Raw genomic sequence first — 23,130 nt, 5'->3', positions numbered from 1 at the left:
TCAGACGTTTTATGCAGGTTGGAAGTTTGTTATCTCGGGGCGGCAGGGTTATCCGAACCTTGTGCGCACAAGGAATAGGCAATTGGCCATCGCCCTCGACCCCCTGTTGATTGACCCGCCCGTTCTGCTGGCCCCCTTGGCCGGCATCACGGATTTGCCGTTTCGGCGGGTGGTGGCGGGGTTCGGCGTGGGGCTGGTGGTGTCAGAGATGATTGCCAGCCATGATGTGATCAACGCCAAGCCGCAGGCCCGGGCCAAGGCAGAACTGGGCTTTGGCGAAGCTGCGACCAGTGTGCAACTGGCCGGCAGAGACCCCGAGGCGCTGGCCGAGGCCGCGCGCTATGCCGAAGGGCAGGGGGCGCAGGTCATCGACATCAACATGGGGTGCCCGGCCAAGCGTGTGACGGCCAAGGGTGGCAATGGGGCCTGTGGCTCGGCCTTGATGCGCGAACCCGATCTGGCGATGGCGCTGATCGCGGCCGTGGTGAATGCGGTCAAGGTTCCCGTCACGCTGAAAACGCGCCTGGGGTGGGATGACGACTGCCTAAATGCGCCCGATCTGGCCCGCCGGGCCGAGGCGGAAGGTGTGCGGATGATCACCATCCATGGCCGCACCCGCAACCAGTTTTACAAGGGCCGCGCCAACTGGTCCGCCATTCGCGCGGTGAAAGAGGCCGTGTCGGTGCCCGTCATTGCCAATGGCGATATCGTCGATGCCGCCACCGCGCGCGAAGCGCTGCGCCAGTCGGGGGCGGATGGCGTTATGGTGGGGCGCGGCGCGCAAGGTGCGCCGTGGCGCCCGGCGCAGATCGCCCATGCGCTGTTTGCGGCACCCGCCCCGGTGGTGCCGCAAGGTGCAGCTTTGGCCGATCTGGTGATCGCGCATTATCAGGCCCAACTGTCGTTCTATGGCCGTGCCCTTGGCATCAAGACCGCGCGCAAGCATCTGTCGTGGTATCTTGAGGAAGCCGGCGCCTTGGCGCATCGGCAGGCCATTCTGACATCGGATGACCCGGTTCAGGTCGAGCGTCTGGTGCGGGCCAGCTTTGCCCAACCCGGAAAGGCCGCCGCATGACCCCGGTGTATCGTCAGCCCTATCCGGTGCCCGGTGTCATCTGGGCCAGCCTGCCGATCCCGGCGCTGCTGATCGGGCCGGATGGCCGGATCACCGAGGCGAACCCCGCTGCCGAAATCTTTTTGAACCTGTCGCGCCGCGCCTTGGTGGGCCAACCAGCCCTTGACCGGCTGTCAATCGACGCCCCGATGGAAGAGGCGATGACCCGCGCGCGGCAAAACCAGTCGCCGATCTTTATCAACGATGTTGACGTGACGACGGGCGAACGCGCGCCAGTGCAGTGCAATCTGCAAATCGCGCCGATGAACGACAACCCCGATTTCGTGATGCTGCTGCTAAGCCCGCGCGACATTGCCGATCGTCTGGGCCGGTCGATGAGTGTGAAATCAGCCGCCCGGTCGGCGATTGGCATGGCCGAGATGCTGGCGCATGAAATCAAGAACCCCTTGGCTGGCATTTCGGGGGCGGCGCAATTGCTGTCGATGGGGCTAAGTTCCGAAGACCGCGAAATGACCGATCTGATCGTCGAGGAAACCCGGCGCATCGTCAAATTGCTGGAACAGGTCGAACAATTCGGCAATGTCCGTCCGCCCAACCGTCGCGCCGTCAACATCCACGATGCGTTGGACCGCGCCCGCAAATCGGCCATGGTCGGCTTTGCCGCCCATATGCAGATCGTCGAGGATTACGACCCCTCGCTTCCACCCACCTATGCTGACCCCGATCAGTTGATGCAGGTCTTTCTGAACCTGATCAAGAATGCGGCCGAGGCCTGCAAGACCAGTGGCGGCACCATCCGGCTGCGCACCTTTTATGATCTGTCGCTGCGCCTGCGGCGCAAGCTTGGGGCGCCGTCGATCTTGCCGTTGAACATCGAAATCATCGACGACGGTCCGGGCCTGCCCCCCGAAATCGCCGCCGAAGTGTTTGAGCCCTTTGTCTCGGGGCGCGAGAATGGCACCGGTCTGGGCTTGGCGCTGGTGTCCAAAATCATTTCCGACCACGAAGGCTGGATACAGGTCGACTCGGTGCCCGGACGCACCGTGTTTCGTGTCTCGCTGCCCGTGGCCCCAAAAAGCATGGAGGCTGAGTAATGGATGGAACCGTTCTGGTGGCGGATGACGACCGGACGATCCGCACCGTTCTGACCCAGGCCCTGACCCGCGCGGGCTGCAAGGTGCATGCCACCAGCAGCCTGATGACGCTGATGCGCTGGGTCGAGGAGGGAAAGGGCGACCTGGTGATCTCGGATGTCATCATGCCCGATGGCAATGGCCTTGATGCCTTGCCGCGCATTGGCAAGATGCGCCCCGGCCTGCCGGTGATCGTGATTTCGGCGCAGAACACCATCATGACGGCCATTCAGGCCGCCGAGGCCGAAGCCTTTGACTATTTGCCCAAGCCCTTTGATCTGCCCGATCTGATGAAGCGTTCGGCCAAGGCGCTGGAACAAAAGCGCCGTCTGCCCAAAACCGCCCCGCAACCGGTGCGTGAGGCGGGCGATGATCTGCCGCTTGTGGGCCGCACCCCGGCCATGCAGGCGCTGTATCGGCTGGTGGCACGGGTGATGAACACCGATCTGGCGGTGCTGATCACCGGCGAAAGTGGCACCGGCAAAAGCCTGATCGCCCGCGCCATCCATGATTTCTCTGACCGGCGCCCCCAGCCTTTCGTGGTGGCCCAAGCCGCTGATTTGCAGGGGGTTGATGGCCCGTCGCAACTGCTGGCGCGGGTCAAGGGCGGCAGTCTGGTCTTTGACGAAGTGGCCGATTACGACGAAGACACCCAGGCCCGGATTGTGCGGATGATGGATATGATGGGCGAAAACGCCCCGCGTATCATGGCGACCAGTCAGGTTGATCTGATGGCCCGGATGGAGGCAGGGGCGTTTCGGCAGGATCTTTATTATCGCCTGTCGGGGGTGACATTGCATGTGCCCAGCCTGCGCGAACGGGTCGATGATATTCCGCTGCTGGCGGATCACTTTCTGGCCAAGGGCGAGCGGGATCTGGGGGCGCTGCGGCGCCTGTCGAATGATGCGCGCGAATTGGTGCGCAATTACAGTTGGCCGGGCAACGTGCGGCAGTTGGAAAACACCCTGCGGCGCCTGATGGTCACCGCGAATGAGGGCGAAATTGCCAAGGCCGAGGTCGAGGCGGTGCTGGGCAACCAGCCCGCGATGGAGCCGCTGAAAGGGGGCGGCGAGGGCGAAAAGCTGTCGGCCAGCGTGGCGCGCCATCTTAAGCGCTATTTCGATCTGCATGGCGGTCAGTTGCCCCCGGCGGGGGTTTATCAGCGCATTTTGAAAGAGGTAGAAGGCCCCTTGATTGAAATCGCCTTGGATGCCACGGCAGGAAATCAGGCAAAATGTGCCGATCTTTTGGGGATCAACCGCAATACCTTGCGCAAAAAGATCACCGATCTCGATATCCGCGTGACACGCCGCCGCAAGCTGATGTAAAACAGCAACATTAGCCGTGTCTGGAATGCCAATGGTGATTCAGGCAAGGCATGTGGCAGTTTGGGCACGAAACCGTGCCGTCATCAGGGATATTGGCAGGGTGCAGGGCACATTGGGCAGTTCGGCACGAGGCGCGGCCTGGGAGCGGCTTTCGCGCATCCGTCGGATGCGGCGCGTGCAGACGGCAACCACCTTTGGCCTTGTGTTCCTTGGCCCCTTGCTGGCCGTTGGCACCTTTCTGGCGCTGGGGCCGTTCAACCAGGGGGCTTCCAGCCCGACGCTGCGCTTGGTCCTGCTGGCGGATCTTGTCTATATCCTCAGCGTGGCGGCGCTTGTCGTGGCGCGGGTGGCAAAACTTGTGGCCGACCGGCGCAGCCAATCGGCCGGGTCGCGCTTGCACTTGCGGCTTTCGGCGGTCTTTGCGCTGGTTGCCTTGGTGCCCACCGTGCTGGTGGCCGTTTTTGCTGTGCTGACGGTGAACATCGGGCTTGAGGGCTGGTTTTCAGACCGGGTGCGTTCGGTCGTCGGCACGTCACTGGATGCGGCGCTGGCCTATGAAACCCAAAGCCGCGATGACCTGCTGGAAGACGCGGTGGCCTTGGCGGCCTATTTGAACGTGGCCAAGCAATCGACGTTTTTCCTGGCCGATGATCAGTTGCGCCCACTGCTGACCCAAGGTCAGGCCGCGGTGCAACGTGGCCTGAAAGAGGCCTTTCTGATCGACGGCACCGGCACCCTGAAAACCCGGGGCGAGCGGTCGTATCTGTTTGATTTCGAACAGCCCTCGGTCGAGGCCTTGATCAAATCGCGGGATCTGGGCCCGCAGGTGATCGAGGATTGGGCCAATAACGAATTCCGCGCCCTTGTTCACCTTGAGGCTTATGCCGACCGCTATCTTTATATCAGCCGCGAGGTGGACGGGCAGCTTTTGTCGCTGCTGGATGAAACGCAAGAAACGGTGCGGCTGTATAACCAGCTTGAATCCGACCGGGGCAGGGTGCTGTTCAACTTTGGCCTGATCTATCTGGGCTTTGCCATCATCCTTATTCTGGCGGCAGTCTGGCTGGGTCTTTGGTTCGCCGAACGGCTTAGCCGCCCGGTGGGGCGCTTGGCGGGGGCGGCGCAACGGGTGGGTGGCGGCGATCTGGATGTGCGGGTGATCGAAGAGCCGGGCGATGATGAAATCGCCATGCTGGGTCGCCTGTTCAACCAGATGACCCGCCAGCTCAAGGGGCAGCGCGAAGCCCTGGTTGAAGGCCACCGGCAGACCGAACGGCGTCGGCGTCTGTTCGACTCGGTGCTGTCGAACGTCACGGCGGGGGTGATCGGCCTGAACTCGGAAGGCCGGGTGGATTTCGTCAACCGCGCGGCGGAACGCCTGCTGGACATGTCGGATGACGCGCCCGAGGTTGATCTGGCCGGGGCTGTGCCGGAGTTCGCGCCGCTGTTTGATCGTCTGCGCCAAGGCACTGCCAATGCGGTGCAAGAGGAAGTGCGGCTGACCCGCAAGGGCAAGCTGGAAAGCCTGTTGGTGCGCATGAGTGTGCGGCGCAATGACAATGGCCGGCTGGAAGGCTATGTGGTGGCCTTTGACGATGTGACCGAATTGGTCAGCGCCCAGCGGATGGCCGCGTGGGGCGATGTGGCCCGCCGCATCGCGCATGAAATCAAGAACCCGCTGACGCCGATTGCCCTGTCGGCCGAACGCATCAAGCGCAAGTTTCAAAATCAGGTGGCCGAGCCCGAGGATCTGGTGCAATACACCGATGTTATTGTGCGCCAGACCAATGACTTGCGGCGCATTGTTGATGAGTTTTCGAAATTCGCCCGCATGCCCGAACCCGATCGTCGCGAAACCGATCTGACCCGGCTGTTGCGCGACGCGATCACCTTGCAAGAAAGCGGTCAGCCCGAGGTGCGCTTTACCACCGATATTCCTGACCTGCCCATGGTGATGGATCTGGATGGCACCATGATCTCGCAGGCGTTGACAAATTTGATTAAGAACGCGGGCGAAGCTATTGAAACCTTGCAGGAAAAAGGCGCACCAGCCGGGCATGTGCCCGAAATTCGGATCACCATGACATCGGATGAGGCCGAGGTGGTGATTCAGATCATGGATAATGGCATCGGCCTGCCGCCCGACCGCGCACGGCTGTTTGAACCCTATGTGACCACGCGCGAAAAGGGCACGGGTCTGGGTTTGCCCATCGTCAAGAAGATCATCGAAGAACACGGCGGCCAGCTGCATTTGCTGGAAGCGCCGCAATTTCAGGAAAATGCCCATTCCGGGGCGATGGCCGAGATCCGTCTGCCACGTCTGTCGCGGAAAAAGGCGCAAAACGTGACTGCCGCAGGGCAGAGGGGGTAAGATGAGTATTCTGATTGTTGACGACGAAAAAGACATTCGCGACCTGATCGGCGATATCCTGAAGGACGAAGGTTTTACCGTGCGGCTGGCCGGCAATTCCGACGATGCGATTGCCGAGATCAACAATGAACCGCCCAGCCTGATGATCCTGGATATCTGGCTGAAGGACAGCCGGATGGATGGCATCGACATTCTGAAAACGGTCAAGCGTGACAATCCCGATATTCCGGTCGTGATCATCTCGGGCCATGGCAATATCGAAATCGCTGTCGCGGCCATCAAGCAGGGCGCCTATGACTTTATCGAAAAGCCCTTCAACATCGACCAGCTGATGGTCGTGGTCAGCCGCGCGATGGAAACCAGCCGCCTGCGCCGCGAAAATCAGGAATTGCGTCGCCGCGATGTGACCAGCGCCGAAATGCTGGGCCAAAGTCCGGCCTTCCGGGCGCTGAAGGCGCAGTTGGAAAAGGTGACGAAATCCAATGGCCGGGTGATGCTGTCCGGCCCCTCGGGCAGCGGCAAGGAAGTGGCGGCCCGCTTTATTCATGCCAATTCCAACCGGGCCGGCGCGCCCTTCATCTCGGTTTCATCGGCCACGGTGGAACCCGACCGGATGGAAGATGTGCTGTTTGGCCGCGAAACGCCCGAGCGTGGGGTGGAAAAGGGCTTGCTGGAACAGGCCCATGGCGGCGTGGTATATTTCGACGAAGTGGCGGATATGCCGCTGGGAACCCAGTCAAAAATCCTGCGGGTTCTGGTGGAGCAGCAGTTCACCCGCGTTGGCGGCTCAGACAAGGTGCGCGTCGATCTGCGGGTGATCTCCTCAACCACGCGCGATCTGCGCGCCGAAATCGCGGCCGGGCGCTTTCGTCAGGAACTGTATGACCGGCTGAACGTGGTGCCGATTCAGGTGCCCAGCCTGGAGGAACGGCGCGAAGATATTCCCGAACTGACCCAACATTTCATCGAGATGTTCAACAAAAGCCAAGGCTTGCCCCTGCGCCGCCTGACCAGCGAGGCCGAGGCGTTGCTGCAAACATCGCCCTGGCCGGGCAATGTGCGGCAGTTGCGCAATGTGATCGAGCGGGTGCTGATCCTGGGTGAGGCATCGGGTCCGATCGAGGCCAGCGAATTGCCGGGCCAAGAGGCAGTGTCGGATGTCAGCGGGCGGCTTGTCCTGGGCGGGGCGATGGCGACGCTGCCCCTGCGTGAGGCGCGCGAAGTGTTCGAGCGCGAATATCTGCTGACCCAGATCAACCGTTTTGGCGGAAACATCAGCCGCACCGCGAATTTCGTCGGGATGGAACGCAGTGCCTTGCACCGCAAACTCAAATCCCTGGGCGTGGTGACAACATCGAAAAGCGGGGCAAGGGCTGCGCATTTCGATGATGCCGAGGATGATGAATAGGGCCCAAGGCCAATTGCCCGCCGGGGCCTTTGGTTGCGCCCATTGACCAGGGGCGCGGCTTCTGCGATGCAGGGGCATCCCGGCGGATGCGACCCCATCCGCGCGATCAGTGGGGCATGAATGAAGGTCATTATCTGCGGTGCCGGCCAGGTTGGCTGGCAAATCGCCCGCCAGCTTTCAAGCGAGCGCAATGACGTGACAGTGGTGGATTTCAATCCCGATCTGGTGCGCCGTGCCACCGATACGCTGGATGTGCAGGGCATCGTCGGCTTTGCCTCTTACCCCGATGTGCTTGACAAGGCTGGCGCGCGCGACGCTGATCTGATCATCGCCGCCACCCATTCCGATGAGGTGAACATGGTCACCTGTCAGGTGGCCCATTCGGTGTTCTCGGTGCCGCGCAAGATTGCCCGCCTGCGGGCGCAAAGCTATCTTGATGCCATCTATTCCGACCTGTATCGCCGCGACCATCTGCCCATCGACGTGGTGATCTCGCCCGAGCGTGAGGTGGCCGAGGCCGCCTTGCAACGGCTGGCTGCGCCGTCAACCTTTGACACCGAAAGTTTCATGTTGGGGCAGGCGCAACTGCTGGGCATGGCGCTGGACGAAGATTGCCCGGTGTTGAACACGCCCCTGCGGCAGTTGAACGAATTGTTCCCCAGCCTGCGCGCCATTGTCGTGGCCGTGCGCCGCGAAGACCGGCTGTTCGCCCCCGATCCGGGCGATCAGTTGTTTGCGGGCGATCAGATCTATGTCTTTACCCATTCCGAGGATGTGAACCGCGCGCTTGAGATTTTTGGCAAGAAGACCAAAAAGCAGGAACGCATCGTCATCATCGGGGGGGGCAATGTGGGCCTTGGTGTGGCCCGCGCGCTTGAGGCGCGAACCGACCGCGTGCGCGCCAAGATCATCGAAAAGGCCCGCCCCGTGGCGGAACGGGCCGCCGACAGCCTGGAGCGCACCATCGTTCTGCATGGCGACGGCATGGATATGGACATGCTGATGGAAGCCGCGATTGACCGCGCTGATGCGGTTCTGGCGGTGACGGATGACGACAAGACCAACCTGCTGGTTGCCGTCCGCGCCAAGCAGGCCGGGTGTCAGATGTCGATCGCGCTGGTCAATGACCCAACCCTTGCGCCCCTGATGGGGCCGCTGGATATTGACGCCTATATCAACCCGCGCGCCACCACCGTCAGCTCTATCCTGCGCCACATCCGGCATGGCCGCGTGCGCCAGATCTATTCCATCGGCGATGCCGAGGCCGAGGTGATCGAAGCGCAGATCCTGTCCACCAGCCCGATGGCTGGCCGCCAGATCAAGGACATCGAATTCCCCGAAGGCGTGCTGGTGGGGGCGGTGATGAAGGGCGACAAGGTGGTCAAGCCGACCGGTGATCTGCGACTTGAGGCGGGCGATTACGTCGGCCTCTTTACCCTTGCGTCGGATGTGCGAGAGGTAGAGCGCCTGCTGCAGGTCTCTATCGACTTTTTCTGATGCTGCGCGACAGGCTTTTGACCACGCCCTTGCTGGTCACCCTGACGGGCCTTGCGGGGCTGTCGATGGTGGTTCCGGCCATTCATGCCACGCTGACAAACCAAGATCAGATCGCGCAAGCGTTCTTCTATTCGGGCGTCATCGTGCTGATCCTAACGGCGATGGTTGGTCTGGCCACCTCGACCTGGCGGCCGCGCAATGTGGCGCGCAGCCAGCTTGCCTCGCTGGTTGGGGCGTATGTTCTGCTGCCCGTCGTGTTTGCCCTGCCGATCATGCAGGTCTTGCCTGACACCAGTTTCGTGAACGCTTGGTTCGAGATGGTGTCGTGCTTTACCACCACGGGTGCCACCGTTTACGATCTGGCGGGCCGCTTGCCCGATACGCTGCATCTGTGGCGCGGCCTTGTGGGCTGGATGGGGGGGCTGTTCATTCTGGTCACGGCAACCGCCATTCTGGCACCGATGAACCTTGGCGGGGTCGAGGTTCTGTCGGGCCGCACGCCGGGGCGCGGCAATGACGGGCTGACCCAGATCACCCGCATCGCCGATCCGTCGCAGCGCTTTTTGCGCTACACCGCCAGCCTGTTCCCCGTCTATCTGGGGCTGACGCTGGGGCTGTGGCTGTTGTTGATGATCGCGGGCGAGGTGAACATCCTGGCGCTGATCCATGCCATGTCCACGCTTTCAACCTCCGGGATTGGCACGGCGGGCGATCTGACGGTGCTATCGTCGGGACTGTGGGGCGAGTTTCTGATCTTTCTGTTTCTGGGCCTTGCCATTTCGCGGCGGTTCTTGCCCGAAACCAGTCTGGTGTCGACGAATGTGCCCTTGCGGCAAGATCCCGAAATCCGCATGGCGCTGTTCTTGATCATCGGCGTGACCACGATCTTGTTCCTGCGCCACTGGATCGGGGCCTTTGATGTGACGGGCACCCAGGATTGGGGCGCTGCGCTGCGCGCGCTTTGGGGCGGGCTGTTCACCGCCATGAGTTTTCTGACCACAACGGGATTCGAATCCGGCGAATGGGATGCCGCGCGCAGCTGGTCGGGCTTGTCGAATCCCGGCCTGATTTTGGCCGGGCTGGCGATGTTTGGCGGCGGGGTCGCCACAACGGCGGGCGGGGTCAAGCTTTTGCGCGTCTATGTGCTGGCCCGGCATGGAGAGCGTGAGTTGGAAAAGCTGATCCATCCCTCCTCGGTCGGGGGCGGGGGCGGGCAGGCGCGGCAATTGCGGCGTCAGGGCGCCTATTTCGCATGGCTGTTTTTCATGCTGTTTGCCCTGTCAATCGCTGTCACCATGGCGGTGCTTTCCCTGCTGGGGCTGGATTTTGAAGGCGCTTTGGTGCTGACACTGGCGGCCCTGACCACCACGGGCCAATTGGCCGATCTGGCGGCCACGCGGCCCATTCAATATGTAGAACTGGGCAGCGCGGCCAAGACGGTGCTGGCTGTTGTCATGGTTCTGGGGCGGCTGGAAACGCTGGCCATTCTGGCTTTGCTGGCGCCCTCCAGCTGGCGCAGATAGGGGCCTGCGGGCTATCTCATGGTAAAGGACTGTTTTTTGGGCTGGAATCTCTGCGGTTCCCGCACCATACTTGCAGGCAATGCGCCACCGGCAGCGATAAGCCGTGGGACAGGGGTGAAACGCGCAAGAAAAAAAGGCAAGACAAATGGCCGGTGACAAACAGAATTTGCAAGATGCTTTTCTGAACCACGTCCGGAAAGCAAAAGTTCCGGTGACGATTTTTTTGATCAATGGTGTAAAACTTCAGGGTGTGATCACCTGGTTTGACAATTTTTGTGTGCTGCTGCGCCGCGATGGCCAGTCGCAACTGGTGTATAAGCATGCCATTTCCACGATCATGCCAGGGGCACCGATCAATCTGTATGAGGGCGAAGACTGAAACCCGACCTGCCTGACGACGAGGACGATGATTTCTGGCCCGAAGACGATGGGGCAGGGATCGCCGCCTATGAAAGCGAAGGTGCCGCGATGCGCGCCTTTGTCTTGCACCCTGATGTGAAATCGCAACAGGGGCGCCGCCTTCCCGAACATGGTCTGGCCGAAGCCGTCAGTCTGGCAGCCGCCCTGCCTGCCATGCAGGTGGTGGGGGCCGAAGTGGTGCGCCTGCCGCGCCTGCACCCCGGAATGCTGTTTGGCTCGGGCAAGGTTGATGAGTTGAAGGCCCGCTTCAAGGCGCTGGACATTGGCCTTGTGCTGGTCGATGGCCCGGTGTCCCCCGTGCAGCAACGGAATCTGGAAAAGGAATGGGGCGTCAAGCTTTTGGATCGCACCGGCCTGATCCTTGAGATTTTCTCGGATCGCGCCCGCACCCGCGAAGGCGTGTTGCAGGTGGAAATGGCCGCGCTGTCCTATCAGCGCACCCGCCTTGTGCGGGCCTGGACGCACCTTGAACGGCAGCGCGGTGGCTTTGGCTTTGTCGGTGGCCCCGGCGAGACGCAGATCGAGGCGGACCGCCGCGCCATCGACGATCAGGTGCTGCGGCTGAAACGGCAACTGGCCAAGGTGGTCAAGACCCGCGAATTGCACCGCGCCGCCCGCAAAAAGGTGCCGTTCCCGATTGTTGCCTTGGTCGGCTATACCAACGCAGGCAAATCCACGCTGTTCAACCGGATGACCGGGGCCGATGTGCTGGCCAAGGACATGCTGTTTGCCACGCTGGACCCAACGATGCGCGGCGTGGTGCTGCCCTCGGGGCGCAAGGTGATCTTGTCCGATACGGTGGGGTTCATCTCTGATCTGCCGACCCAACTGGTTGCCGCATTCCGCGCCACGCTAGAGGAAGTGCTGTCGGCGGATCTGATCTTGCATGTGCGTGACATTGCCCATCCTGAAAGCGCCGAACAGGCGGCCGATGTGGCCGATATTCTGGCCTCTCTGGGGGTGAACAAGGCCACCCCGATGCTGGAGGTCTGGAACAAGCTTGATCTGGTCGAAGGGTCGGCCCGCGAGGCGCTGATGGCCCATGCCGACAAGCGCGCCGATGTGCTGACGGTGTCGGCCCTGACGGGCGAGGGGCTGGAGGCTTTGCTGGATCGGGTGTCCGGCGCCTTTGACGAGGAAAAGACCGAACGCACCCTGCATCTGCCCTTTGCCGAGGGCAAGCGGCATGCCTGGCTGCATGGTCAGGGGGTGGTGACCGAGGAACGCCAAAGCGACGAGGGCTGGACCGTCACCGTTCTGTGGACCGCGCGGCAAGAAAAGCGCTACCGCGATCTGTAAACGCGCCGGTTCGTTCGGAGGAAACGGGTAAAATTCTTCAAAGAATTTTGAGCCCCGCCCCCCTGCTGCGCCTAGATCAGCGACACCCAGGCGCGCGCAATGGCCAGCCCGTGCTGATCCGCCGCCAGGCCTTTGGTTTGGGCGTGATGCGGGTGCTGTTCGGCCCAGTCTGGATCAAGGTTCTGGATGATCTCGGGGAATTCCCGACTCCAATCCGCCACAACCGCCCGGCTTGCCTCAAAGTGAAACTGCATCCCATAGCCCGCGCGACCGATGCGAAAGGCCTGATGCGCGGCCCTGTCGGACTGTGCCAGATGCTGCGCGCCGGGGGGCAGGGAAAAGGTGTCGGAATGCCATTGAAAGATGGGGAACTCTGCGGGCAGGGGGGCCAGCACCGGATCGGCGGCCCCCAACGGCGTCAGCCCCACCCGGCACCAGCCAAATTCCGTCGCCTGCCCCAATCGGTTTTCCGCGCCGCATCCCCGCGCCAAAAGCTGGCTGCCAAGGCAGATGCCCAGCACGGCCCGATCTTGTTCGGCCATCTGCCGCATCAGGGCCGCCAGCGCGGGCAAATAGGGATGGGTGTGGTCATCGCGGGCCGATTGTTCGCCCCCGAACACCACAAGCGCGTCACATTCCTCGGGCTTGGGAAGGGTCTGGTCGCGCCAGGGCTTGAACAGCTCGATCCGCGCCCCGGCCTCATGCAGGGCGACGCCCACCTGTCCGTGGTGGGTGATACCGGTGTTTTCGACAATCGCAACCCGCATCACAGCCCCGCCTTTGCCAATCTGCCACAAGATGCATGCCAAGCGGCCCCATGCAAGCCCCAAGGCTGGCATTTGTGCTTGCATCCCCCGATGTGCCGTGAAACAGGGAACCGCCAAACGATCACTCCTTAGGAGGCTCCCATGGAGATTCGCGAGGCGCTCACATTTGATGATGTTCTTCTGGTTCCGGCCGCATCCAGCGTGTTGCCGTCAGATGCCGACACATCGACCTTTGTCACCAAATCCATCCGCATGAACATCCCGCTGCTGTCAAGTGCGATGGATACCGTCACCGAGGCGCGGATGGCCATTGCCATGGCGCAGGCGGGCGGGATCGGGGTGATCCACCGCAATCTGAACACCGAAGAACAGGCGCGCGAAGTGCGTCGGGTCAAGCGGTTTGAATCGGGTGTGGTCTATTCCCCCATCACCCTGCGCCCCGACCAGACCTTGGCCGATGCCAAGGAACTGATGGAGCGCTATAACATCACCGGTTTCCCGGTGGTCGATACGGCCAACCGCGTGGTGGGCATCGTGACCAACCGCGACATGCGCTTTGCCAGCGACGACCGCACCCCCGTCAGCGTGATGATGAGTGCCGACAATCTGGCGATCCTGCGCGAACCGGTAGACCGTGAGCAGGCGATCAGCCTGATGAAGGCGCGCCGCATCGAAAAGCTGCTGGTCACGGATGGGGCCGGGGTGCTGACCGGCCTGCTGACGCTGAAAGACACGGAAAAGGCCGTGCTGAACCCACAGGCCTGCAAGGATGATTTGGGCCGTTTGCGGGTGGCTGCGGCCAGCACCGTTGGTGATGCGGGCTTTGAACGCAGTCAGGCGCTGATCGAGGCCGGGGTCGATATGGTGGTGATCGACACCGCCCATGGCCATTCCGAAGGCGTGGCCATCGCCGTCGAACGGATCAAAAAGCTGTCGAACACCGTGCAGGTGGTGGCGGGCAATGTGGCCACCGCCGAGGCGACGCGCGCCCTGATCGGGGCCGGGGCCGATGCGGTCAAGGTGGGCATCGGGCCGGGCTCGATCTGCACCACGCGGATCGTGGCCGGTGTGGGTGTGCCGCAGTTGACGGCCATCATGGATGCGGCGGGGGCTGCGGGCGATATTCCGGTGATCGCCGATGGGGGCATCAAATATTCGGGCGATTTCGCCAAGGCGATTGCTGCCGGGGCCTCTTGCGCCATGGTTGGCAGCGCCATTGCCGGCACTGATGAATCGCCCGGCGAGGTGATCTTGTGGAACGGCCGCAGCTTCAAGGCCTATCGCGGCATGGGCAGCCTGGGGGCCATGGCGCGCGGGTCGGCCGACCGTTACTTTCAGAAAGATGCCGCCAGTGACAAGCTGGTGCCCGAAGGCATCGAGGGGCAGGTGCCCTACAAGGGGTCGGCCAATGCGGTGATCCACCAGATGGTGGGCGGCCTGCGCGCGGCCATGGGCTATACCGGCAACCGCACCGTGGCCGAGATGCGCAAGAACTGCGCCTTTGTCCGCATCACCGGGGCCGGGCTGAAGGAAAGCCATGTCCATGACGTTCAGATCACCCGCGAAAGCCCGAATTATCGTGTTGGCTGATCTGCCATCCCTGCGGCGCAGCAGGCCATGACGCCCGCTGCCCGCCTTGCCGCCGCCATCACTGTGCTTGACCCGATCCTGTCGGGGGCACCGGTCGAGCAGACCCTGACCAACTGGGGCCGGGCCAATCGCTATGCCGGCTCGGGCGACCGGGCGGCGGTGCGCGATCTGGTTTATGATGCCTTGCGCTGTCGGCGCAGCTTTGCCGCCCTTGGTGGGGCCGAAACGGGCCGGGGCCTGATCCTGGGGGGCCTGCGCGCCCAAGGGCTTGACCCGGCGACCTTGTTCACGGGCGAAGGCCATGCGCCGCCGCGCCTGACCGATGCCGATACCGGCCGCCCCCCAACCGAGGCCGAGGCCGCCGATCTGCCCGACTGGTTGCTGCCCCTGTTCGCCAAGGCCCTGGGCGATGACGCGCCCGCCGTGGCCCAGGCCTTGCGGCACCGCGCGCCCGTGTTTTTGCGGGCCAATCTAGCGCGCACGACATGCCAGGCGGCCATCGCAGCCCTTGCCCAGGATCAGATCACCGCCGTGCCCCATCCCCTTGCCCGCACCGCGCTAGAGGTGACCGGGGGCCAGCGGCGGATTCAGACGTCGCAGGCCTATCAGACAGGGCTTGTCGAATTGCAGGATGCCGCCTCGCAGGCTGTGGTGCAGATGCTGCCCCTGCGCGATGGTCAAAAGGTGCTGGATTATTGCGCAGGCGGTGGCGGCAAGACGCTGGCCATGGCCGGGCTGGCCAAGCTGAACCTTTATGCCCATGACGCCGCCTTTCGCCGCATGAAGGATGTGCCTGATCGCGCGCGCAGGGCTGGGGTCAAGGTGACCCTGACCGACACGCCACAGGCGCACGCGCCCTATGATCTGGTGCTGGCCGATGTGCCTTGCTCGGGCTCGGGCAGTTGGCGGCGCGATCCGCAGGGCAAATGGGCGCTGACCCCAGAAACCCTTGCCGCGCTGGTGCAGACACAGGCGCAGATATTGGACGGAATCGCCGGCCTTGTTGGCCCAGGGGGCAGTCTGGCCTATGCCACTTGCTCGGTCTTGCGCGACGAAAACTTTGCGCAAATTGACCAGTTTTTGCAGCGCAGTCCCGGCTGGAAGCTGTTGGAACAGCGGCAGTTTACCCCGCTCGAGGGGGGGGACGGCTTTTTCATTGCTCACTTGACGCGATACTGATGTTCATTAATAACAACCTATAGATGTATAGGCGTTAAGCCGCTCTTAATCTGTTTTGGGGTCTTGTTTCCTCAGGTGATAACAAGAAGGGTGGCACAGTGCCCAAGGCAGCGGTGGATTTCAGCCAGATCAGGGCAGGCGCGCAGGGGCTTGCCCGGCAAAGCTGGTTTCTGGTGGCCTCGGGCTGCGTGGCCTTGGCGCTTTCCCTGGTTGCCCCAGATCGGCGGATGTCTCTGACGGCCTTGGTGATCGGCCTGACCCTGTTGGCGATGGTCGCCCTGTTGCGGTTCTTTTCCAACGCCGGCAGCCGGGCCGCAGCGCAGCAGCGGGCCATGCTGCACCAGCTTCTTGATCCTGATCCGGCCCCTTGCTTTACCACGGATGGGCGCGGTGAAATACTCTATCGCAACCCCGCAGCGCAGACGCGGTTTGCCGCGGGGGGGGATACGCTTGTCAGCGCATTGAACGATCATTTCGCCAGCCCTGCCTCGGTGCTGTTCCGGTTGCAAAGCCGGGCCGGGCAGTCGGGTGCCGCGCGCGAAGATGTGGTCACCCGCGCGGGCCATTCGCGCCTGTCCGTCACCTGCCCCGAACCGGGCCGGTTTTTATGGCGGCTGGAAGAATTCGTCGAACGGGGCACCGCCGCACGCGGGGCCGATGGCATCAGCCTGCCGATGCTGGTGACCAACAAGGCGGGCGTCATCCTCTTTTGCAACGAGGCGTTGCGGCGGCTGTTGGGCGGTCGCCCCAAGCGTCTGGAACAGGTCTTCCTGACCCCCAACCCCCATATCGGCGAGGTGGTTGAGGTTCCCAGCGCGCTTGGCCCGATCAAGGCCCTGTTCGCCGAAGTGCAGGGCATCGGCGAGCGGCGGGAAATCTTTTTGCTCCCCTCGTCCGAGATGGTTGAGGCCAGCCAGTTGCAAGAGGATTTTGAACTGGTGCCCGTGGCATTGCTGCGCCTGCACCCTGACGGCGCCCTGATCGCCGCCAATCGCGCGGCTCGGGTTTTGCTGGGCATTGATCAGGGCGATGCCCATGCCTTTCATGATCTTTACGAAGGCCTGGGCCGCCCGGTGCAGGATTGGCTGTCGGATATCGTGGCGGAACGCGTCAAGGCCGGGGCCGAGGTGCTGCACCCGCGCTCTGGCCCCTCTGACAGCTTTCATCAGGTCACTCTGCGCCGCGTGGTCGATCAGGGCCACCCCAGTGTTCTGGCGGTTCTGCAAGATGCCAGTGACCTCAAGCGGATGGAGTTGCAATTTGCCCAAAGCCAGAAAATGCAGGCCATTGGCCAGTTGGCTGCGGGCATCGCGCATGATTTCAACAACCTGCTGACAGCGATTTCCGGCCATTGCGATCTGCTGCTGATGCGCCACACCATGGACGACAAGAATTATGCCGATCTGGTCCAGATCCAGCAGAACTCCAACCGCGCGGCGGCGCTTGTCAGCCAATTGCTGGCCTTTTCGCGCAAGCAAACGCTAAAGCCGGAGAGAATTGACCTTCAGGCCGTCTTGTCCGATCTGGCCCATCTGTTGAACCGTCTGGTGGGGGAAAAGGTTGAATTGCAGTTGATCCATGCGCCGGATCTGGGGGCGATCCGGGCAGATAAGCGGCAATTGGAACAGGTCATCCTGAACCTTGTCGTCAATGCCCGTGACGCCATGGCCGCGGGCGGCAGAATCCGTGTCGAGACCGAGGCCCTGACCTTGGGGCAAGAGCTGCGCCGCGACCGGGCCGTTGTGCCGCCGGGGCGCTATGCGCTGATCCGGGTCAGTGATACCGGCAAGGGCATCCCGCCCGATCAGATCGACAAGATTTTTGAGCCGTTTTTCACAACCAAACGCCCCGGAGAGGGCACGGGCCTTGGCCTTTCAACCGTTTACGGAATCGTCAAACAATCAGGCGGCTTTGTCTTTGTGGATTCGACCCCCGATGTCGGGTCTGTGTTTCATCTGTATTTCCCCATTCACGATTTCCCGGAAACCGAAGCCGTCAAACCAAAGACCTCTGGCCGCAATGTGGTGTTGCGCCCCGGCGAGGGTGTGGTGCTGCTGGTTGAGGATGAAGCCCCGGTGCGCGCCTTTGCCAGCCGCGCCCTGCGCCTGCGCGGCTATACGGTGCTTGAGGCGAAAGACGCCGAAGAGGCCTTGGTCACACTGGAAGACCCGGCGCTGGAGGTGGATATTTTCGTCACCGATGTGGTCATGCCGGGGCTGGATGGGCCAAGCTGGGTGAAAGAGGCGTTGAAGAAACGGCCCGATGCGAAAGTGGTGTTCATGTCGGGCTATGCCGAAGATTGCCTGTCGGAAGAACAGGCCCGGATGCCAAATTCGGTCTTCCTGCCCAAACCCTTTTCCCTCAATGAACTGGCAGCCACAGTGCAAAGCCAGTTGACGGGGGCTGGTTGACGGGGCCCTGGTTGACGGGGGCCTAAAAAGCCCGCACCCCGCTATGCAAGGCTGTCATACAGGGCGAAATCCTCGGCGGCCACGGTCTTCAGCCGCGCTTCGGTGGCGGGCGAAAGCTCCATCGGGGCGGCGGGCGAGACGTTCAGCCGGGGCAGATGCACCTGAAAATCTAGCCGGTCTTCCAGAAAGGCCACAAAGGTTTCGATGTTTTCATAGCGAAAGATGCGGTCCGCCTTGCGGTCGGGCGATGGGGCCAGAAACCGGGCCTGTGATCCGACATCGGCAAAGGCCGGGCGCGGCGATTGGCACCACGCGGTCACGAACTGGTCGAAATCCAGACCGGCCGTGCTTTTCGCCTGATCGGGAATATCCTCACGCTGGCGATAGCGATACCAGCTGCCCAGCCAGTCACGCGGCTCGCGCATCAGGGCAACAACCGTGAACGGGGCGCCGGCCGTAGCCTCAAGGTAAGGGCCGATAAAACGGTGATACCGCGCCACATTGGTATGCTTCAGGGCCGGAGGGCGCTGCATCGCCACCGCGGCCAGCGATTCGAGAGCGGTCTCAATAGCGGTTGATCCGGTTTTCGGCGTGGCCAGAACGGCCAACCGCTGCTCCCAAAATACCAACATCTCTGCTTTTCCCCCAAGCCTGCACCCGTTTGCCGGGCGCTGTCGCCTTTGGCTGTAAACTATCTTTTAACCAAGCCGTGAAAAAGCTGTTTCTGGAAGATTTCTATTGAAATGTTCTTGTTTTACCCCGATACCGATAAGAACACTTCGGGAACACAGGCGGATAAGCTGGTTTCTGAAACCCGGTCACAACTGATTGCTGCCCCGCGGCGGCTATGAAATAAGGAGACGGACATGGCGGTGGCGAACCTCCTCGATTTGAACGGGAAGCGCGAAATGGACAAGCAGAAGGCGCTGGAAAGCGCATTGGCGCAGATCGAACGTCAGTTCGGCAAGGGCTCTATCATGCGGCTGGGGGCAGACAGCCCGGCCATGGACATAGAGGCCACGTCAACCGGTTCTTTGGGCCTTGACATCGCCTTGGGGATCGGTGGTCTGCCCAAGGGCCGGATCGTTGAAATCTATGGCCCCGAAAGCAGCGGCAAAACGACGCTGACGCTGCATGTGGTGGCCGAAGAACAGAAAAAAGGCGGCGTTTGCGCCTTTGTCGATGCCGAACACGCGCTGGATCCGCAATATGCCAAGAAACTGGGCGTCAATCTGGATGAGCTGTTGATCAGCCAGCCCGATACCGGAGAGCAGGCGCTGGAAATCGTCGATACGCTGGTGCGCAGCGGCGCGGTCAGCCTGATCGTGGTCGACTCGGTGGCGGCGCTGACCCCGAAATCCGAACTGGAAGGCGACATGGGCGATATGCAGATGGGCAGCCAGGCCCGTCTGATGAGCCAGGCCTTGCGGAAACTGACCGCCAGCATCGGCCGCAGCAACTGCATGGTGATCTTCATCAACCAGATCCGCATGAAGATCGGCGTGATGTTCGGCAGCCCCGAAACCACCACCGGCGGCAATGCGCTGAAATTCTATGCCTCTGTCCGTCTGGATATCCGCCGCATCGGGTCGATCAAGGACAAGGACGAGGTCGTTGGCAACTCGACCCGCGTCAAGGTCGTCAAGAACAAGGTGGCCCCGCCGTTCAAACAGGTGGAATTCGACATCATGTATGGCGAAGGCATCTCGAAGACTGGCGAATTGATCGATATCGGCGTCAAGGCCGGGGTCGTGGAAAAGTCGGGCAGTTGGTATTCCTATGGGGATGAGCGTATCGGCCAGGGCCGCGAGAACGCCAAGACTTTCCTGAAACAAAATCCCTCTACCGCGATGGAGATCGAGGACAAGATCCGCGCCGCCAACGGCCTTGATTTCCACATGTCCGAATCCGACACCAGCGATGATGTGATGGACGGCTGACCTGCCTGTCCGGTCCAGATCAACGGGGGGCTGCGGGGCGATCCGCGGCCCCTTTTCACAGCCATGGCCATTGGCCTGTGGACAGGTCGCCCCGGCAAGGCTACATCGGGGTCCGAATTGGCCAGATGAACCAGACAAAGGGCCCGCAAAACATGGCGTCGCTGAACGATATCCGCTCGACCTATCTTGATTTCTTTTCCCGCAACGGCCACCGCGTTGTCGAAAGCTCGCCGCTGGTGCCGCGCAATGACCCGACGCTGATGTTTGCCAACTCGGGCATGGTGCAGTTCAAGAACCTGTTCACCGGGGTGGAAACGCGCGATTACACCCGCGCCACCACGGCGCAGAAATGCGTGCGCGCGGGCGGCAAGCATAACGATCTGGATAACGTGGGCTATACCGCACGCCATCACACGTTCTTTGAAATGCTGGGCAATTTCAGCTTTGGCGACTATTTCAAGGATCAGGCCATCGCCTTTGCCTGGGAATTGCTGACCAAGGACTTCGGTCTGAACAAGGATCGGCTGCTGGTCACCGTCTATCACACCGATGATGAGGCCGCGGGCATCTGGAAAAAAGTGGCCGGTCTGCCCGACAGCCGGATCATCCGCATCGCTTCAGATGACAATTTCTGGCGCATGGGCCCCACCGGCCCCTGCGGCCCCTGCACCGAGATTTTCTATGATCACGGCGATCACATCTGGGGCGGCCCCCCGGGCAGCGCCGATGAAGATGGCGACCGCTTCATCGAGATCTGGAACAACGTGTTCATGCAGAACGAGCAGTTCGAAGATGGCACGATGCGCCCGCTGGACATGCAGTCGATCGACACCGGCATGGGGCTGGAGCGGATCGGTGCGCTGTTGCAAGGCAAGCATGACAATTACGACACCGACCTGATGCGCAGCCTGATCGAGGCCAGCGCCCATGCCACCAGCAATGATCCCGATGGCCCGGGCAAGGTGCATCACCGCGTGATCGCCGACCACCTGCGCTCGACCAGCTTTCTGATTGCCGATGGCGTCATGCCCTCGAACGAAGGGCGCGGCTATGTGCTGCGCCGCATCATGCGCCGCGCGATGCGCCACGCCCATATGCTGGGCGCGCAAGACCCGGTGATGTTCAAACTGGTGCCCGCCCTGGTGCGCCAGATGGGGGCGGCTTACCCGGAATTGCAACGCGCCCAATCGCTGATCGAGGAAACGCTGAAGCTGGAGGAAACCAAGTTCCGCCAGACGCTTGATCGCGGCCTGAAGCTCTTGGACGACGAATTGAACCGCATCCCCGATGGCAGCAATCTGCCCGGCGATGCAGCATTCAAGCTATATGACACCTATGGTTTCCCGCTTGATCTGACGCAGGATGCCTTGCGCGAAAAGGGCCGGGGCGTCGATGTGGCGGGGTTTGAGGCCGCAATGGCCGAGCAACGCGCCAAGGCCCGCGCCGCCTGGACCGGGACGGGCGAGGCCAAGGATGCCAAGATCTGGTTTGAAATCGCCGAAGCCAAGGGGCCGACCGAGTTTCTGGGCTATGATACTGAAACCGCCGAAGGCGTGTTGCTGGCCCTGGTCAAGGATGGGGCAGGGGTTGATCGTGCCGACACCGGCACCGAACTGGCGCTGGTCGTCAACCAGACGCCGTTCTACGCCGAATCCGGTGGCCAGATCGGCGATACCGGCCTGATCCGCACCGAAACCGGTCTGGCACAAGTGACCGATACCAAAAAGGCGGCAGGCGTGTTCATTCACTCTGCCCGCGTGATCGAGGGCAGCCTGACCAAGGGCCAGCCCGCCAAGCTGGAGGTGACGCACAGCCGCCGCCGCGCCATTCGCGCCAATCACTCGGCCACCCACCTGCTGCACGAAGCCCTGCGCCGCGCCCTTGGCGACCATGTCGCACAAAAGGGCTCGCTCAATGCCGATGATCGTCTGCGCTTTGACTTCAGCCACAATGCCGGTCTGTCGGCCAGCGAACTGGCCACGGTCGAGGGCGAGGTCAATGCCTTCATCCGTCAGAACGCCCCGGTGGAAACCCGGATCATGACGCCAGATGATGCCCGCGCCCTTGGTGCCCAGGCGCTGTTTGGTGAAAAATATGGCGATGAAGTGCGCGTGGTGTCGATGGGCTGGCTGGATGGCTCGGGCAAGGGCAGCGATGGCCGCACCTATAGCCTGGAGCTGTGCGGCGGCACCCATGTCGCGCGCACCGGTGACATCGGCGCTTTCGTCCTGCTGGGCGATTCTGCATCGTCAGCCGGTGTGCGCCGGATCGAAGGTCTGACCGGGCAGGCCGCGCTTGACCATCTGCGCCAGCAAGAGGCGCGTCTGACCGACGTGGCAAACTTGCTGAAAACCCACCCCGCCGATGTGCTGGACCGCGTCAAGGCGTTGGCCGATGATCGCAAGGCGCTGGCCAACGAAGTGGCGCAACTGCGCCGCGAACTGGCGATGGGGGGCAGCAGCGGTGGCCCCGAGATCACCGAAATCAACGGTGTGAAATTCATCGCCCAGGTGCTGCAAGGCGTGTCGGGCAAGGATCTGCCCGCCCTGATCGACGAGATGAAGGGCCGCATCGGCTCGGGGGCTGTGCTGCTGATCGCCGATACGGGCGCGAAACCGGCGGTTGCCGCCGGGGTCACCGCCGATCTGACCAGCCGCCTGTCTGCGGTGACCCTTGTCAAGGCCGCGGCCGAGGCTTTGGGGGGCAAGGGGGGCGGGGGCCGTCCTGACATGGCCCAGGCCGGGGGCGCCGATATCGCCGGGGCCGAGGCGGCCATTGCCGCTGCAACCGCTGTTCTGAAAGGATAACCCATGCCGACCGCTCTTTGGATCGCCCATGTCACCGTCACCGATGCCGAAGCCTACGGCGCCTATGCCAAGGCCGCAGGTCCGGCGATTGCCGACCATGGCGGTGTGTTTCTGGCCCGTGGCGGCCGCTATGTGCAGCTGGAAGGCAATGACCGCGCCCGCAATGTCGTTGCGCGCTTTCCTTCGGTCGAGGCGGCGGTGGCTTGCTACAACAGCCCGGCCTATCAGGCCGCGCTGGCCCATGCCAAAGGCGCCAGCATTCGTGATCTGGTTGTGGTCGAAGAGATCGAATAATGCCGTTAAGATCGGCGGAAACGCGAATTTCCGCCGATCTTCGCTGACAAGCCTTTCCCTTTTTGATACAAATCTGTCACGGGAAACC

17 protein-coding genes are annotated in these 23,130 nt (G+C 62.3%); 15 read left to right on the top strand and 2 right to left on the bottom strand.

Features of this window, described 5'->3' with window-relative positions; translation table 11 throughout:
* The first annotated feature begins 82 nt into the window (after positions 1-82).
* From dusB to hflX, 9 genes are all read left to right on the top strand, one after another.
* On the top strand, positions 83-1,075 hold the full coding sequence (dusB, locus tag V3C85_RS11110) for a tRNA dihydrouridine synthase DusB (protein ID WP_331795138.1): 993 nt from the start codon (positions 83-85) through the stop codon (positions 1,073-1,075).
* Positions 1,072-2,169, top strand: coding sequence for a two-component system sensor histidine kinase NtrB (locus tag V3C85_RS11105; protein ID WP_331795137.1), 1,098 nt, complete (start codon positions 1,072-1,074; stop codon positions 2,167-2,169). The genes dusB and V3C85_RS11105 overlap by 4 nt, the downstream gene beginning before the upstream one ends.
* A complete protein-coding gene (locus V3C85_RS11100; RefSeq protein ID WP_331795136.1) occupies positions 2,169-3,536 on the top strand; it encodes a response regulator in 1,368 nt (455 codons plus the stop codon). Before V3C85_RS11105 ends, V3C85_RS11100 begins: the two co-directional genes overlap by 1 nt.
* Before the next feature lie 166 nt (positions 3,537-3,702).
* Entirely contained in the window at positions 3,703-5,907 is a 2,205-nt protein-coding gene (locus V3C85_RS11095; RefSeq protein WP_331795292.1) for a sensor histidine kinase NtrY-like, read from the top strand.
* A gap of 1 nt (position 5,908) precedes the next feature.
* On the top strand, positions 5,909-7,315 hold the full coding sequence (gene ntrX, locus V3C85_RS11090) for a nitrogen assimilation response regulator NtrX (RefSeq protein WP_331795135.1): 1,407 nt from the start codon (positions 5,909-5,911) through the stop codon (positions 7,313-7,315).
* 120 nt (positions 7,316-7,435) lie between these two features.
* Positions 7,436-8,812 (top strand): Trk system potassium transporter TrkA, encoded by a 1,377-nt coding sequence (gene trkA / locus V3C85_RS11085; protein WP_331795134.1) that lies wholly within the window; start codon positions 7,436-7,438, stop codon positions 8,810-8,812.
* The gene (locus V3C85_RS11080; protein WP_331795133.1) at positions 8,812-10,335 is read left to right on the top strand and encodes a TrkH family potassium uptake protein; all 1,524 of its coding nucleotides are present in this window, start codon (positions 8,812-8,814) and stop codon (positions 10,333-10,335) included. Before trkA ends, V3C85_RS11080 begins: the two co-directional genes overlap by 1 nt.
* Before the next feature lie 145 nt (positions 10,336-10,480).
* Positions 10,481-10,714 (top strand): RNA chaperone Hfq, encoded by a 234-nt coding sequence (gene hfq, locus V3C85_RS11075; RefSeq protein ID WP_023664101.1) that lies wholly within the window; start codon positions 10,481-10,483, stop codon positions 10,712-10,714.
* Positions 10,715-10,803: 89 nt separating this feature from the next.
* Positions 10,804-12,054 (top strand): GTPase HflX, encoded by a 1,251-nt coding sequence (gene hflX / locus V3C85_RS11070; RefSeq protein ID WP_331795132.1) that lies wholly within the window; start codon positions 10,804-10,806, stop codon positions 12,052-12,054.
* Between the two features lie 71 nt (positions 12,055-12,125).
* On the opposite strand, the gene V3C85_RS11065 is transcribed toward hflX, so the two are convergent.
* Entirely contained in the window at positions 12,126-12,821 is a 696-nt protein-coding gene (locus tag V3C85_RS11065) for a type 1 glutamine amidotransferase (RefSeq protein ID WP_331795131.1), read from the bottom strand.
* A 141-nt stretch (positions 12,822-12,962) separates the two neighbouring features.
* On the opposite strand from V3C85_RS11065, the gene guaB reads away from it, so the two are divergent.
* From guaB to V3C85_RS11050, 3 genes are all read left to right on the top strand, one after another.
* The gene (gene guaB / locus V3C85_RS11060) at positions 12,963-14,411 is read left to right on the top strand and encodes an IMP dehydrogenase (RefSeq protein ID WP_331795130.1); all 1,449 of its coding nucleotides are present in this window, start codon (positions 12,963-12,965) and stop codon (positions 14,409-14,411) included.
* A 27-nt stretch (positions 14,412-14,438) separates the two neighbouring features.
* Entirely contained in the window at positions 14,439-15,590 is a 1,152-nt protein-coding gene (locus V3C85_RS11055; protein ID WP_331795129.1) for an RsmB/NOP family class I SAM-dependent RNA methyltransferase, read from the top strand.
* A gap of 227 nt (positions 15,591-15,817) precedes the next feature.
* The gene (locus V3C85_RS11050; RefSeq protein ID WP_331795291.1) at positions 15,818-18,001 is read left to right on the top strand and encodes a hybrid sensor histidine kinase/response regulator; all 2,184 of its coding nucleotides are present in this window, start codon (positions 15,818-15,820) and stop codon (positions 17,999-18,001) included.
* 41 nt (positions 18,002-18,042) lie between these two features.
* On the opposite strand, the gene V3C85_RS11045 is transcribed toward V3C85_RS11050, so the two are convergent.
* Positions 18,043-18,633: a hypothetical protein gene (locus tag V3C85_RS11045; RefSeq protein WP_331795128.1), complete on the bottom strand. Its 591-nt coding sequence runs from the start codon at positions 18,631-18,633 to the stop codon at positions 18,043-18,045.
* 234 nt (positions 18,634-18,867) lie between these two features.
* Between V3C85_RS11045 and recA the strand changes: the two genes are divergently transcribed.
* The 3 genes from recA to V3C85_RS11030 all read left to right on the top strand — a co-directional run bounded on the left by recA (position 18,868) and on the right by V3C85_RS11030 (position 23,042).
* Complete coding sequence (gene recA / locus V3C85_RS11040) at positions 18,868-19,941, top strand: recombinase RecA (protein WP_331795127.1); 1,074 nt, start codon at positions 18,868-18,870, stop codon at positions 19,939-19,941.
* A gap of 152 nt (positions 19,942-20,093) precedes the next feature.
* Entirely contained in the window at positions 20,094-22,748 is a 2,655-nt protein-coding gene (alaS, locus tag V3C85_RS11035) for an alanine--tRNA ligase (protein WP_331795290.1), read from the top strand.
* 3 nt (positions 22,749-22,751) lie between these two features.
* Positions 22,752-23,042 carry a DUF1330 domain-containing protein gene (locus V3C85_RS11030; protein WP_331795126.1) on the top strand — a complete coding sequence of 97 codons (291 nt, stop codon included), beginning with the start codon at positions 22,752-22,754 and terminating at the stop codon, positions 23,040-23,042.
* Positions 23,043-23,130 lie beyond the last annotated feature (88 nt).

The organism is Pseudotabrizicola sp. L79, assembly GCF_036553525.1.
GTDB lineage: Bacteria > Pseudomonadota > Alphaproteobacteria > Rhodobacterales > Rhodobacteraceae > Pseudotabrizicola.
The sequence above is the reverse complement of the archived record's forward strand: the minus strand, read 5'-3'. Positions and strand labels throughout refer to the sequence as shown.